The organism is Listeria kieliensis (genome assembly GCF_003369925.1).
Taxonomy (GTDB): Bacteria; Bacillota; Bacilli; order Lactobacillales; family Listeriaceae; genus Listeria; species Listeria kieliensis_A.
This window is the reverse complement of sequence record NZ_LARY01000002.1, coordinates 811206-825387: the sequence shown is the minus strand read 5'-3', so window position 1 is coordinate 825387 and position 14182 is coordinate 811206. Positions and strand designations below refer to the sequence as shown.

Annotated in this window: 16 protein-coding genes and 1 riboswitch; of the genes, 14 read left to right on the top strand and 2 right to left on the bottom strand. The window is 40.9% G+C overall.

Features of this window, described 5'->3' with window-relative positions; genetic code table 11:
- Positions 1–20 precede the first annotated feature (20 nt).
- The gene (locus tag UR08_RS09835) at positions 21–1214 is read right to left on the bottom strand and encodes an MFS transporter (RefSeq protein ID WP_115753467.1); all 1194 of its coding nucleotides are present in this window, start codon (positions 1212–1214) and stop codon (positions 21–23) included.
- Between the two features lie 112 nt (positions 1215–1326).
- Here UR08_RS09835 and UR08_RS09830 point away from each other — a divergent pair, with 112 nt between their 5' ends.
- From UR08_RS09830 to UR08_RS09800, 7 genes are all read left to right on the top strand, one after another.
- Entirely contained in the window at positions 1327–1707 is a 381-nt protein-coding gene (locus UR08_RS09830) for a winged helix-turn-helix transcriptional regulator (RefSeq protein ID WP_115753466.1), read from the top strand.
- A gap of 263 nt (positions 1708–1970) precedes the next feature.
- A complete protein-coding gene (locus UR08_RS09825) occupies positions 1971–3032 on the top strand; it encodes a linear amide C-N hydrolase (protein ID WP_115753465.1) in 1062 nt (353 codons plus the stop codon).
- Positions 3033–3586: 554 nt separating this feature from the next.
- Positions 3587–4891, top strand: a complete 1305-nt coding sequence (pbpD1, locus tag UR08_RS09815; RefSeq protein WP_133296353.1) for a D-alanyl-D-alanine carboxypeptidase PBPD1 — start codon at positions 3587–3589, stop codon at positions 4889–4891.
- 107 nt (positions 4892–4998) lie between these two features.
- Positions 4999–5169 carry a hypothetical protein gene (locus UR08_RS13025; protein WP_165849980.1) on the top strand — a complete coding sequence of 57 codons (171 nt, stop codon included), beginning with the start codon at positions 4999–5001 and terminating at the stop codon, positions 5167–5169.
- 25 nt (positions 5170–5194) lie between these two features.
- Positions 5195–5533 carry a DUF805 domain-containing protein gene (locus UR08_RS09810; protein WP_115753463.1) on the top strand — a complete coding sequence of 113 codons (339 nt, stop codon included), beginning with the start codon at positions 5195–5197 and terminating at the stop codon, positions 5531–5533.
- A 55-nt stretch (positions 5534–5588) separates the two neighbouring features.
- A riboswitch (guanidine-I (ykkC/yxkD leader) is annotated at positions 5589–5688 on the top strand.
- A gap of 62 nt (positions 5689–5750) precedes the next feature.
- The gene (locus UR08_RS09805) at positions 5751–6092 is read left to right on the top strand and encodes a DMT family transporter (protein ID WP_115753462.1); all 342 of its coding nucleotides are present in this window, start codon (positions 5751–5753) and stop codon (positions 6090–6092) included.
- Positions 6092–6406, top strand: a complete 315-nt coding sequence (locus UR08_RS09800) for a DMT family transporter (protein ID WP_115753461.1) — start codon at positions 6092–6094, stop codon at positions 6404–6406. Before UR08_RS09805 ends, UR08_RS09800 begins: the two co-directional genes overlap by 1 nt.
- A 38-nt stretch (positions 6407–6444) precedes the next feature.
- Here UR08_RS09800 and UR08_RS09795 read toward each other — a convergent pair whose 3' ends face one another.
- Positions 6445–7464, bottom strand: coding sequence for a LacI family DNA-binding transcriptional regulator (locus tag UR08_RS09795; protein ID WP_115753460.1), 1020 nt, complete (start codon positions 7462–7464; stop codon positions 6445–6447).
- Between the two features lie 189 nt (positions 7465–7653).
- Between UR08_RS09795 and UR08_RS09790 the strand changes: the two genes are divergently transcribed.
- From UR08_RS09790 to UR08_RS09760, 7 genes are all read left to right on the top strand, one after another.
- Entirely contained in the window at positions 7654–8307 is a 654-nt protein-coding gene (locus tag UR08_RS09790; RefSeq protein WP_115753459.1) for a ribulose-phosphate 3-epimerase, read from the top strand.
- A gap of 15 nt (positions 8308–8322) precedes the next feature.
- Positions 8323–8763, top strand: coding sequence for a ribose 5-phosphate isomerase B (rpiB, locus tag UR08_RS09785; protein ID WP_115753458.1), 441 nt, complete (start codon positions 8323–8325; stop codon positions 8761–8763).
- A gap of 87 nt (positions 8764–8850) precedes the next feature.
- Complete coding sequence (locus UR08_RS09780) at positions 8851–10674, top strand: beta-glucoside-specific PTS transporter subunit IIABC (protein WP_115753457.1); 1824 nt, start codon at positions 8851–8853, stop codon at positions 10672–10674.
- Positions 10675–10860: 186 nt separating this feature from the next.
- On the top strand, positions 10861–11925 hold the full coding sequence (ulaG, locus tag UR08_RS09775; RefSeq protein WP_115753456.1) for an L-ascorbate 6-phosphate lactonase: 1065 nt from the start codon (positions 10861–10863) through the stop codon (positions 11923–11925).
- A 31-nt stretch (positions 11926–11956) separates the two neighbouring features.
- A complete protein-coding gene (locus UR08_RS09770; protein WP_115753455.1) occupies positions 11957–13381 on the top strand; it encodes a PTS ascorbate transporter subunit IIC in 1425 nt (474 codons plus the stop codon).
- A 20-nt stretch (positions 13382–13401) separates the two neighbouring features.
- Positions 13402–13683, top strand: a complete 282-nt coding sequence (locus UR08_RS09765; protein ID WP_115753454.1) for a PTS sugar transporter subunit IIB — start codon at positions 13402–13404, stop codon at positions 13681–13683.
- 11 nt (positions 13684–13694) lie between these two features.
- A complete protein-coding gene (locus tag UR08_RS09760) occupies positions 13695–14177 on the top strand; it encodes a PTS sugar transporter subunit IIA (RefSeq protein WP_115753453.1) in 483 nt (160 codons plus the stop codon).
- The last annotated feature ends 5 nt before the right edge of the window (positions 14178–14182 follow it).

The following is a 14182-nucleotide window of genomic DNA, read 5'->3' as shown; positions in this document are numbered from 1 at the left end:
GGTGTTACTACGCTGCTTTTTTAGTAAGAAGAATTATTCTTGCTTTTACTTTTACCTATAATTAACGTAAGAACAACTGCAATGATGGCAATTACAAAGCCAAAAAGTCCTGTAAAACGCATCCCGAAATATTCAAGGGCACCCCCGCCCACAAAGGTACCTAGGGAAATACCGACGTTAAATGCAGCAATACACAAAGCTGATGCCATTGTTACGCCATTAGGGAGATGCTTTTCTGCTTCCAAAACAACTAAAAACTGGGAAGCTGGGACGTTCATAAAAGCAAATAAACCAATACACAATAGCGTAACTAAGGCGAATATGGGATTTAGATAGCTAAAGTATAAAGCGAGCAGTGATAAGGCAAGTAAAAAATACATTCTCGGTAACATTTTTAATGGTCTGATATTTGATATTCTCCCACCTATGCCATTTCCTATGGCGACCATTGCACCATATAATAGCAAAATGATTACAATGCTACTCTCGGAATAATGTAGGTCTATGGCTAATATGGGAGAGATATATGAGTAAACCACGAATGTACTCCCGTATCCGATAATTGTTGCTAAATAAAGTAAAAACATTTTGCGGTGAAAAAGTACGGTAAAGATACTTTTAAGAGAAGACTTTCCAGAAATTGATAAGTTTCCTGGAATAACTACGGCATTTAAAATTAAGCCAATTAAACCAATCAGGCCAATTAAGGCAAAAGAAAATCTCCAACTTGTTACTTGCGCAACAAATGTTCCTAAAGGAGTTCCTAAAATGGTAGCAATTGTGAGGCCGCTAAGAACAATTGAAATAGCTGAAGCTCTTTTATCGCTGTCAACTAAATTTGCTGCAACAATAGGGGCTAAAGCCATAAAGCCTCCATGAGCAAAAGCGGAAATTACTCGACCTATCAGTAAAAAAAGGAAACTAGGTGCCAGAGCAGAAATGATGTGACCAATTACAAAAAAAGTAATAATCATTAATAATAGTTTCTTTTTTTTCTCAATAAAAGATGTAACTGCTGTAAGTAAGGGAGCTCCAATCGTAACACTACCTGCATAAACAGAAATTGTGAGGCTAGCTGTTCCTAGTGAAATATCTAAATCACTCGTCAACATGGGCAAAATGCCTGCACTAACAAATTCTGTAAAACCAATACCGAATGCTGTTAACGCAAGTGCAAAAAGAATGATTTTGGATGAATATATTTTGGTTGTCATTTTTTGTCCTCCTATTCTTACAAAATCATAATCCCTGGGCACCAAACTGTAAATAAGGCACTTTTTTGTGCGATAATCACTTATAGGTAACCATTTTGAAGGAGGAAGCAACATGAGCATAACTTATAATATCGGATCTGAAGTAGCTATCAGTGTTATTGGAGGAAAATGGAAAGTTGTTATTCTCTGCCATTTACAAGAAGGAACCAAGAGAAACAATGAGTTGAAACGCTTGTTGCCCACTATTACGCAAAAAGTACTGACTCAACAGTTGCGAGAATTAGAAGCAGATGGCTTAATTCATCGTCGTTCCTATCACCAGATGCCACCTCGAGTCGAATACTCACTTTCTGAATATGGAGCTTCGTTGTCAGATGCGCTGTATGAATTGTGCTTGTGGGGAAGCAAGCATGCAAAACACGTGAATGAAACGGAAAAGGAAGAAAAGTACATTCTATTGAAAAAAGAAGAGCCAACAAAATGGAGCCAATGACGAGATGTTGAACAGGATGAGATATCTGCTATAACAGGCGGTTGTCCCTTATCAAGAAATAAGTTGTAACCTTGGGAGAGGATTAGGAATATGAAGCCATTTTAAAAGGAAAAGCACACCCCTTATTTATGCTTAAATAGGGGGTGTGCTAAATTCTATCCATTTGAAGATATACGATAGTTATTGATGTGAAAAAATTAACATATGTGATATATTTAACGTGATAAATTTCACAATTTATCATTAAGATATGAGAGAGGAAGATGGAGATGTGCACGAGTATTACTTTAAAATCTAAAGAAGGAAACATGTATTGGTCAAGAACGTTAGATGAGACGTTTGAGGAAACGGTTGAAATTAAGATGTTTCCAAAGAATTATCCGGTACAAGGGAAAGATGGAGTATTTGAAAGTAAATATAGTTTCATGGGGGTAGGAGTATCTTTTTCAGACGCCTTAGCCGATGGAATCAATGAAAAAGGCTTAGTTGGTGGATTACTGGTACTGGTTGAGTCAAGCTGGTCATCAAGAGATGAAATTTTAGCAGAAGGTAAAAAGCCGATGTACGGCGAGGAACTGGTTACTTGGATATTAAGTCAATACAGCACTGTAGCTGAAATTGAGGAAGCGATGAAGGATATTGTTTTGGTTGATGAAGATTATATAGAAGGTGCTCATTTTCCACTGCACTATTGCTTTACTGATAGTAATCATGAACATATTGTTCTTGAGCCTACTGAAAATGGACATTTTAAGGTTTACCGAGATGCAATTGGAATATTAACGAACAGCCCGGCATACCCTTTCCATATCAGTAATTTGAGAAATTATATGCATTTGTCCGGTTATGATCGTAACGAACCCAATTTAATAAAAAATGAAGTAGTTAAACAAATTGGTTCAGGTTCAGGCTTATTAGGTCTTCCGGGAGATTATACTTCTCCAAGCCGCTTTGTTAAAGGTGCGTACTTAAGTGAATTTGCTGATCAACCAACAGATGCAGAGGCAATTACATCACTCTACCGGGTTTCAAGATCCGTGGCTATTGCTCCTGGTTGGGAAAAAATTGATGAAACAGGAGAAAGTGATCGAAATATCTACTGGTCTGGGTATGACCAAAACGAATTAACTATTTACGTTCAACCAGCAAGTACAAATACAATTTCAAAAGTGAAATTAGACACTGATAAATCCACAGCTACAAGTTATGAAGTATCTTATAATGATTCATTTTTTGAAAGTGTAGAACGTCGTGCTAGTCGTAGTGATGCTGAATTAGAACGCACAAAATTTGAGAAGGCTGTCTCAGCTAAAGTTTTTAAATAAAATTCATGCTAAAAATAGATTGATTAAACTTTGATAGACTATTTGATACTCAGATTTAGAGAGCATACTGCGCTGAGCAGTATGCTCTTTTATGTAAACTAAGAAAAGTGGGACACTAATTTCCAAAGTGTGGTTCCACTCCTAAATGTTGATGGATTTGGAAAGTTTTATATAAAAATATCTAAAACAAATAGAAATATTCTATAGGTATGAAGACTTATTTCTTGTTGATGATCCAAATAGTTGTAGGATTTATAAACAAGAAGCATTTCCTGCTTTTATGGCTAATCTGCATTCGCTTCTAAGTTCAGGAAAAAAGAAGAAGCAAATCCAAAAAGTTACTAAACATTTTGACCTAGAACGTTTGAATGATAAACGAGTTCGATTTATGCAGAACATCTCCTATACGTTGCCTTTTATTCATGTTAAAATAAATCCATGTGTAAATAAAATAGAAAAACTTGAATTGAATAACTGGCTGTTGCAAAGAAGCAGCTTTGAATAAAGGAGAAGGTATTTTGAAAAAATTATGGAATAAAATCGGCGCTGTCGTTATGGCAGGAACTTTGGCAATTTCTGGACTTGTTTTTGCACCAAATTCAGCGGCCGCGGCAGATGCACCAACAATTAATGCAAACGGAGCGATTGCAATCGAAGAAAGCACCGGGAAAATTCTTTATTCAAAAGATGCAGACAAGATGATGGGCATTGCTTCGATGACGAAAATGATGGATGAATATATTCTTTTCGAGCAAATGGATGCGAAAAAAATCAGCTGGGATGACAAGGTGAAAATTTCCGAGTACGCTCACAAAGTTTCGCAAGATACTTCCCTCTCAAACGTGCCTTTACGTGAAGGAGAAGAATACACCGTGAAAGAGCTTTATGAAGCGATGGCGATTTATTCGGCGAATGGAGCAGCGATTGCTCTTGCTGAAAAAATGGCTGGTTCGGAAGGCGATTTTGTGAAAATGATGAACAAAAAAGCCGATCAGCTCAAACTTGGCGAGCATCATTTTGTCAATTCGACAGGCTTGAACAACTCAGATTTGAAAGGCATGCAGCAAGTTGGCGATAAAAATGATGAAAACAAAATGACTGCAAAAGGCATGGCGAAACTTGCGCAACACTTAATTCAAGACTATCCAGAAGTTCTCAAAACAGCGAGCACGACGAAAAAAGATTTCCGACCTGGAACATCGGACCGAATTGCGATGAGTAACTGGAACTGGTTGTTACCGGGACTTATTTATGGTCGCAAAGGTGTGGACGGACTGAAAACTGGAACGACTGATTATGCCGGAATGTGTTTGACTGCAACAGCAACTCAAAATGGCATGCGCGTAATTACCGTTGTTCTCCATGCTAACGGCGGAAAAGGCAGCGGTCAGCACAACAGTGCGCGTTTTGACGAAACCAATAAAATGCTCGATTACGCGTTTGATAACTTTAAGTTAGAAGAAGTGCAGAAAAAAGGCAGCAAAATTAAGAAACCAGCTTCGGCAAAAGTAGAAGATGGGAAAGAAAGTACAGTTTCACTCACAGCAGGGAAAGACGTGTCACTTGTTGTGCCAAATGCGGCAGGTAAGCCAAAAGTAGATACAAAAGTTTCTTTGAAAAATAAAACCGTAACAGCTCCTGTGAAAAAGGGAGATAAGCTTGGAACAATGTCACTTTCGCTTAAAGGCGGAGACAACCTTGGTTATGTAGATGGCAAACAATCAGAAAGCATTCCCGTATTAGCGGGCGAAGATGTGGAAAAAGCAGGTATCTTTTCGCGTTCTGCGAAAGCAGTAGGCGGCTTCTTCCAAGGAATTGGGAACTATGTGGTAGATGGCGTGAAAGGCTGGTTTAACTAAAAATAAAAGCCGCTTTTTAGTGGCTTTTATTTTGGAATGAATAGTGGGAATCAGTTGTTGCCCTATGAGAAATATAAAAATTTACAGCAGGAATAGGAGAGCAAGACATGATTCTATTTGAGTGGATTGGTCGGTTCTTTTTATGGCTATTTGTGGAAATCATTGGGGAAGCTATCCAAGCATTTTTCGAATGGCTCGTAGATAAATTTCGGTTTCGCAACCGAACTAGGCGGCAAGACAGAAAATATGGGAAAATAAAAAAAGGTAAATACAACTAGAATTGGACGGAAGGAAAATGAAGAAATGAGTTTTGGACAAGCTTTTGTGACTTTTTGGAAAAACTATTTTAATTTTAGAGGAAAAGCTACGCGAAGTGAGTTTTGGTATACTGCTTTATGGATTGTGCTAGTGATGTTTACTTTATACGTTACTTTTCCGCTTCTTACTCAGTTTTTTAGAAGAGCTAGAGATGCGGGATTTAGTAAGAGTTTTATGGTGTTTTTCATTTTAACAGATTTCTTGATAGAAGTAGTAACGTATATGCCGAAGTTTGAAGACTCGATTGTACTCGCAGTTGTTTTAATCCTATATCTTATAGTTGTAATTTTTGTTGGCGTGAAGCCATCAAGAACAACCGAATAGACTAACATTGCTTTTTCTTTATAATTGTGTATAATATTACCTAATAATAAAATAATTAAAGGTTTTCTAGGGTTCCGCAGCATTTTTGCTGGGCTGGTCCGAGAGAAAACTCATCGTTTTTGACGATGTCACGGAAGGATAAAAGCCTGGGAGAAACTGATTAATTTATCAGTTGTCTCCCAGGCTTTTTTATATTCAAAAATTGGAGGTTTTTAAGGTGAATACAAATTGGATCAAAGTTTTTATCGCAGCATTTTTCGAAGTTTTTTGGGTAATCGGGCTCAAACACGCAACAGATACAGTGGAGTGGATCGAAACCATTATAGCAATCATCATTAGCTTTTCCCTCATGATTATGGCAGGGCGTAAATTACCAGTTGGAACAGTTTATGCCATTTTTGTCGGACTTGGAACAGCAGGAACCGTGTTTTCAGAAATTCTCTTTTTTAGCGAACCATTTAAACTGGCTAAAGTACTACTTATCTTACTACTTTTGGCTGGTGTGATCGGACTTAAACTCGTGACAAAAGATCAAACCGTAAAGGAAGGTGAAGCATAATGGCTTGGCTAGCGTTGATTATGGCAGGGATTTTTGAAATGTTCGGAGTGCTGATGATTAATAAATTACACAAAGATCAAAATCTGCGAGCTTTTTTGTTACTGGTTCTTGGATTTGGCCTTAGCTTTATTTTCCTCGCTTACGCGATGAAAACAATCCCGATGGGAACAGCTTATGCCATTTGGACGGGAATAGGCGCTTCTGGAGGAGCTATTCTTGGCATGCTGATTTATCATGAATCGAAAGATTGGAAGCGCCTCGTATTTATTGCAATGGTTCTAAGTGCGGCTATCGGCCTTAAACTTGTATCCTAATAAATCAAAACCCTAGCAAACGGGAAGTCTGCTAGGGTTTAAGTCGTTTCTCGCTCAACCAAATGAACAGGGACAAGTTGTTGCTTCGAAACAGCGAGACTTGGATTTTGAATAAGGCTTAAAAGGTTTTCACAAGTCGTTTCGGCCAGTTTCAGCGTGTCTTGGGCAACAGAAGAAAGTTTTGGCGAAGTATGCCGCGATAAAAGCGTATCATCAAAGCCGATTAGCTTCACTTGGTCAGGAACAGCAATGCCTAGTTCCTTCAAGCAATCAAGTGCTAAGATGGCCAAGTCGTCATTAATAGAGAAAATCCCATCACACGTTTCTAGCTTCGAAAAAGCTTTTAAAAATAATTGCCGTGTTTTTTCCTCTACGCGTAGGACATTTTTTCGTGAATCCACAACAAGTAAATTTGTGTCCGTTCGAAACGGCATGCCTGCTTCTTTAAGTCCGGCTTTAAAGCCCTTTAATCGCTCACTAGACGACGAGGATTCCCGGTTTTGCATCAAAATCACAGGAGATTTTACGCCTTTTTCAAGCAGATGTTTTGTCGCTAAATAAGCTCCCTCATAGTGGTTGGAGGCAATAAAAACAGAACTTGCTTTCCCTGTTGGCTTTCGGTCAATGCAGACAACGGGAATATTCATCGAGCTGTAATCGACTAGATCAAACTCCTTAATGCCAGAAATTACAATCAGCCCGTCGATCATTTTCGCTTTTAGCATTTCAAGATACGCTTTTTCCTTTTCAAGACTGCGATCCGTGTTGCAGATAATCGTGGAGTAACCATGCTCAAATAGCGTCTCCTCAATATGCTGCACAGTTCGCGCAAAGAAATAATTCGTAATATCAGGCACGAGAATGCCAATTGTGTTCGATTTTTGCATGCGGAGACTTTTCGCCACATAATTCGTCTGGTAGCCCGTCTCCTCAATCGCTTGCAAAACTTTTTTTCGCGTCGCTTCAGAAAAACGACCGTTATTATTAATTACGCGAGAAACGGTAGCGACCGATACCCCGCTTAATTCGGCTATTTGTTTGATAGAAACCTTTGTCATCTCATTCACCTCGTTAAGAGCTTGCTCTATCATCATGACACAGATTAAAAATAAATTCAATCCAGATTCTGTTGACAAAAAATTTGAAAGGTGATAGACTTTGGTCATGAAGGGTAAACGATTACTCAATTGTTTCGCCCTTTGTTATTTGTCTTTTGAGTAAACGATTACCCAAGGAGTGAAAAAAGTATGATTGAAAAACAACTTTGCCCGTCAATGATGTGCGCTGGGTTCGAGCATTTGGCTGATGAAACAAAAAAACTAGATGAAGCGGGCGCAGATATTTTCCACATTGACATCATGGATGGCTCATTTGTCCCTAACTTCGGGATGGGACTTCAAGATTTTAGTGCCATCCGAGCAAGCACGGCTAAACTTGTGGATGTCCATTTGATGATTCAAAATCCTGGAAATTACGTAGCGAAGTTTGCGGAACTTGGCGCAGACATTCTCTACATCCATCCAGAAGCGGATCAAAATCCGTCTGGAACCCTTGCCTTGATTCGCTCGCTCGGGAAAAAAGCAGGACTTGCCGTGAATCCAGGAACATCAATAGCAAGCATTGAAGGGCTGCTGCCACTCGTAGATTACTTGCTTATAATGACTGTGAATCCAGGCTTTTCAGGCCAGCCATATTTGGAGTTTGTGGAAGACAAAATTGAACAATTGGCGCCTTATCAAGATAAGTTTGCATTTCAAATTGTTGTCGATGGCGCGATTTCGGCAGAAAAAGTAACCAAGTTAGCTAGAATGGGCGTTTCGGGTTTTGTTCTTGGGACATCTGCTTTATTTGGAAAAGAACAAAGTTATCAAGCTATTTTAAGTAAACTTAGACAATCCTAAGGAGGTGCTAGTCAATTGAAAATCGCAATAGGAAGTGACCATGTTGGTTTCGAATTAAAGCAAACCATCAAAGCGTATCTGGAAGAACTGGGGCACGAAGTTACTGATTTTGGTCCCTTTGAAGCAAGCCGGACAGACTATCCCATTTATGGTGAAAAAGTAGCCAAAGAAGTTGCAAGCGGAGCTTATCCTGCGGGGATTTTAATTTGTGGAACAGGAGTGGGCATTTCCATTTCAGCTAACAAAGTAGCGGGCATCCGCGCCGTAGTTTGCAGCGAACCTTATTCGGCTAAATTATCCAAAGAACACAATAACACCAATATTTTAGCATTTGGTTCCCGCGTAGTTGGAGAAGACTTAGCGAAAATGATCGTTTCGGCGTGGCTAGATGCAGAATTTGAAGGCGGACGACATGCCAAACGAGTTGAAATGATTCGAAGCATCGAAAACGAATAGTTTAACAAATTTTATGCAACTAAATTCCAGAATCTTCTTGAAATTAGAACTATAAATAAGACTAACTAAAAAAGGAGTGTATCAAAGATGGAAAAGGATTTGGGGAAAAAGATTTTACAGCTTGTTGGCGGCGAAGCCAATATTTCTGCCATCACGCACTGCGCAACACGGCTTCGGATGTCTTTTCAAGATAAGAAAAAAGTAAACGAAGCAGGCATCAAACAACTTGATGGCGTTTTGGGAACAATGGAAAAAGGCGGTCAGTATCAAGTCATTATTGGGCCGGCTGTGGATCAGGTTTATCAAGACTTGATTCATGCAACTCGTTTTGAAAGCGGTATCAAAGAAGAAGGAACGAAAGGTAAGAAGAATATCATTACGCTTTTTTTAGATACCGTAGCTGGAATTTTCACGCCACTTTTGCCACTTCTTGCCGGATCAGGGGTTTTAAGAGGAATTGTTCTTCTTTTAACGCAAGTGGGATGGCTTAGCGAGGAAAGTAGTACTTACGTCATCTTAACAGCAGCTTCGACAGCCGTTTTCTACTTCCTGCCGATTCTACTAGCATTTACGGCCGCTAAGAAATTTGGTGCTAATCCATTTGTTGCCGTTGCAGTGATGGGTGCGCTCATCATGCCTGATTTTACGGCGCTTATGGGAAGCAAGGGAAATGGTGCGATCACACATTTTATCGGCATCCCGATTGTGCTTATGAACTACACTTCGACAGTTATCCCAGCCATTCTTGCCATTTGGTGCCAATCGAAATTGGAAAAAGGGCTTAAGAAAATAATCCCAACGAGTATGCAATTATTATTTGTTTCACTGATCACGCTACTCATCATGGTTCCCCTAACAGCAGCCATTTTTGGACCATTCGGCGTGTATGTCGGCGAAGCCCTAGCGAAATTTATTAATGCACTCATGAGTACAAATGGTTGGATCGCCGGAGCTTTCATTGGCGGCGTTTGGAATATCATGGTTATTTTCGGCTTACAATGGGCGGTTAACCCAATTATGATTCAAAATATCAGCGTGCTAGGCTATGACAAAATCGTTCCACTAAGCGCTGCAGCAAACTTTGGTATGGCTGGTGCTGCACTTGGAACACTCATCAAAACGAAAGACAAAAAAATGAAATCCTTCTCCGTTTCGGCATTACTTTCGATTTTCTTTGCAGGAATCACGGAACCAGCGATTTATGGAATTGCAGTTCGTTATAAAAAACCACTTATCGCAGCTGTGCTTGGCGGCGCGATCGGCGGTGCATTTATTGGCGGAATGAGCGTAAATGCTTATGCGTTTGTATTCGGCGGACTTACTACTCTACCAGCATTTGTAGGGAAAACATTTGTCTATTACGTGATTGGATTGCTCATTTGTTTTGTAGTTGGAACCGTAGCGACACTTATTCTTGGACTTGGTGAAGATGAACAAAAACCAGAAGCAACAGAAAACAAAACGAGCCCACAAAATCGTGAAGAAAATATCGAGCCGCCGCTTGTCGGCGAAGTGATTCAACTTGCAGAAGTGAAAGACCCCGTTTTCTCGCAAGAAACGTTAGGAAAAGGGTTTGCGATCGTTCCAACAAAAGGGGAAGTGCGAGCACCATTTGACGGCGTGGTTTCTATGGTTTTTAAAACGAAACATGCGATCGGCTTAAAATCAGACAATGGAACAGAGCTATTGATTCATGTTGGGCTAGATACCGTGCAATTAAACGGTGAATATTTTGAAACCACAGTAAAAGAAGGCGACCGGGTGAAAACGGGAGATATGCTTCTCACATTTAATCTAGCGAAACTGCAAGAAAAAGGCTATGACGTCACGACTCCAGTTGTTGTCACGAATTCAGCGCAAAAAGAAATTCACTTGAAAGCTGAAACAGACTTGCCTGTAGAATTTGCTTGAGAGGAAAAAACTCGCGATCTATGATGAACATGAGCAAACCGAATTGGAAGTAACACAATTGGATAAATATAAAACAGACCACCTCCGCACAGTTTTAGTGTGGAAAGGTTGGTCTGTTTTTTGTTGGCTGGCTTTCTTATTACAAAAATATAAAGCGCTTACTTTTTAGGAAGAGGAGAGAAGAAAATGAGTCAGATTAACGATGTAACACGTGAAAATTGGATTTTATCAACCTTCCCAGAATGGGGAACTTGGTTAAACGAAGAAATTGAAGCGACACAAGTTGAAAAGGATAGCTTTGCCATGTGGTGGCTGGGCTGCACAGGGATTTGGCTAAAGACGCATGAAGATACGAACATTTTGTGTGATTTATGGTGTGGAACGGGGAAGCGCACGCATGGGAACGGCAAGATGAAAAAAGGACATCAAATGCAGCGGATGAGTGGCGTTCAGAATTTACAGCCGAATTTGCGGACGCAGCCGTTTGTGATTGATCCATTTGCTATGCAAGGAGTTGATGCGCTTGTTGTGACCCACATCCATTCGGACCACTTGGATATTAATACAGCAGCCGCGGTTCTTCAAAATAGTTCGGAAAGTGTTCCCTTCATCGGGCCGAAAGAAGTCGTGGAAACTTGGATTGGCTGGGGAGTTCCGAAAGAAAGATGCGTTGTTGTGAAACCTGGGGATGTGGTGCAGGTGAAATCTGTAAAGATTACGGCGCTTGAAGCCTTTGACCGGACGGCGCTTGTCACGGCTTCGGAAGGCGAAACATTGGCAGGCAAGCTGCCGCAGGATATGGATCGAATTGCGGTTAACTATTTGTTTGAAACATCTGGAGGATCGCTTTACCACGCCGGGGATTCGCATTACGCCAACCAGTTTGCTCGCCACGGAAATGAACACAAAATCGACGTTTGCCTGGGGGCATTCGGAGAGAATCCGCGTGGCATTACAGATAAAGTGACCTCAATTGACATGTTGCGCATGGCGGAATCCCTTAATGCGAAAGTGGTTATCCCCGTTCACTATGATATCTGGTCCAATTTTGCAGCGGATCCAAAGGAAATTTTGACGCTTTGGAAAATGAAAAAAGACCGCTTGCAATATCAATTTAAGCCTTTTATCTGGCAAGTTGGCGGCAAATTTACCTATCCAAATGACCAAGACCGGTTGGAATTCAATTTTGATCGCGGCTTTCACGATGTGTTTACCACGAATCCAGATCTTCCTTTTCCTTCGTTTTTATAAAATCAGCAAGTAAAAAGGAGCAGAGACTAGAATGAATATTTTATTAAGCTGTTTTGAATGGTTTGCTAATAATATTTTGCAGAAACCCGAGTTTTTCATCGGAATTATCGTTTTTATCGGCTACTTACTACTTAAAAAGCCCATCTATGAATGCTTTGCTGGATTTGTAAAAGCAACCGTTGGCTACATGATTTTAAATGTTGGGGCGGCCGGGCTTGTATCCACTTTTAGGCCCATCCTTGCAGGACTAAATGACAGGTTTCACTTGGATGCCGCAGTTATCGATCCATATTTTGGCTTGAACGCAGTCAATGCGGCGATGAAATCCATCGGTCTAACCACTTCATGGACGATGATTGCGCTACTTGTCGGATTTATCCTTAACATTTTGCTTGTGCTATTCCGCAAATTTACCAAGGTAAGGACGCTATTTATCACAGGGCATATCATGGTTCAACAAGCGGCTACAGTTACATGGATTGTGTTCTTTATTTTCCCAGAATTCCGCAATGTGACGGGAGCCATCATGGTGGGCATCCTAACAGGGCTTTACTGGGGCGTAACATCCAATTTGACGGTTGGCCCTACCCAGCGCTTAACGGGAAATGCAGGGTTTGCCATTGGACACCAACAAATGATCGCTGTCTGGTTAACCGATAAGGTAGCGGGAAAACTCGGCGACAAAGATAAAAATCTCGATAATATCAAATTGCCGAAATGGCTCTCGATTTTTCACGACAATATTGTGGCAACCGGGACGCTAATGTTGCTGTTCTTCGGTACGATCATGGTCATTCTTGGCGAAGATTATATGCGCAGTATCAATCCTGAATTCACGGCAACCACTTCGTTCCCGATGTACATTTTGCAGCAATCGCTGATGTTCGCTGTTTACCTTGCGATCCTGATGCAAGGGGTTCGGATGTTCGTTGCGGAACTCACAAACAGTTTCCAAGGGATTTCTAATCGAATCTTACCAGGAGCGCTTCCGGCGGTGGATTGCGCGGCGACTTACAATTTTGCCCCGCCAAATGCGATTTTATTTGGTTTTATCGCTGGTGCTATCGGACAATTTATCACGATTCTTGGTTTGATTGTTTTCAAATCACCGGTGCTCATTATTACTGGTTTCGTGCCCGTGTTTTTCGATAATGCGACGATTGCCATTTACGCCAATAAGCGTGGCGGAACTCGTGCGGCGCTGATTTGTTCATTTGTTTCGGGCGTTCTCCAAGTAGCGATTAGCGCCTTTGCCGTCATGTTCGTTGGGCTTTATAAGTTCGGTGGCTGGCACGGCAATATCGACTTTGAACTTTACTGGCCTTGGGCAGCGGTAATCATGGATAAACTAGGTGTCATCGGTTATGCGATTCTGGTCATTTTGTTTTTACTGGTACCGATTTTGCAATACAAACGTGCAAAAAGCAAAGAAGCTTACGAACAAGGACTTGAATAAAATTAGAGGAGGAATTCAAGATGTTAAAAGTATTAGCGGCATGCGGGAATGGAATGGGATCGAGCATGGTCATTAAAATGAAAATTGAAAAGGCACTTCGAGAAATGAATGTGGCAGATTTTACGGTTGATTATTGCAGTGTTGGCGAAGCAAAATCACAAGCGGCAAGTTATGACATCGTTGTCGCATCCAAACATTTGATTCATGAACTGGATGGTCGCACAAACGGAAAATTGCTTGGGCTTGAAAACTTGATGGACGACGCGGAAATTAAATCGAAATTAGCAGAAAGTCTTGCATAGGAGGGGTTCAGATGAGTTCGGTTTCCTTAAAACAATCGCTTGTCGATAACCATTCGATCCGACTTAACGAAACAGCCGCGACTTGGCAGGAAGCCGTTTTGAAGGCTGTGGCGCCGCTTGTCGAAAGCGGTGCCGTTGAACCGAGATACGGCGAGGCGATCATTCGTTCAACAGAAAAATTTGGCCCTTATTACGTTTTAATGGAAGGAATGGCGATGCCGCATGCGCGACCTGAAGATGGCGTTTGCCATGATGCTTTTAGCTTGATTACCCTCGAAAAACCCGTGTCATTCTCGGACGGGAAACGCGTGGAAGTTCTTTTGGCGCTCGCCGCGACTTCAAGCGATATTCATACAGGCATTGCAATCCCGCAGATCGTAGCGTTGTTCGAAATAGAGGGGATTATTGAAAAATTACAAGCGGCAAGAAACGCGGAGGATGTCTTACACCTAATTGATGGGGCGGATATTTCCAAGTATTTAAGTAAGGAGTGAAGAAG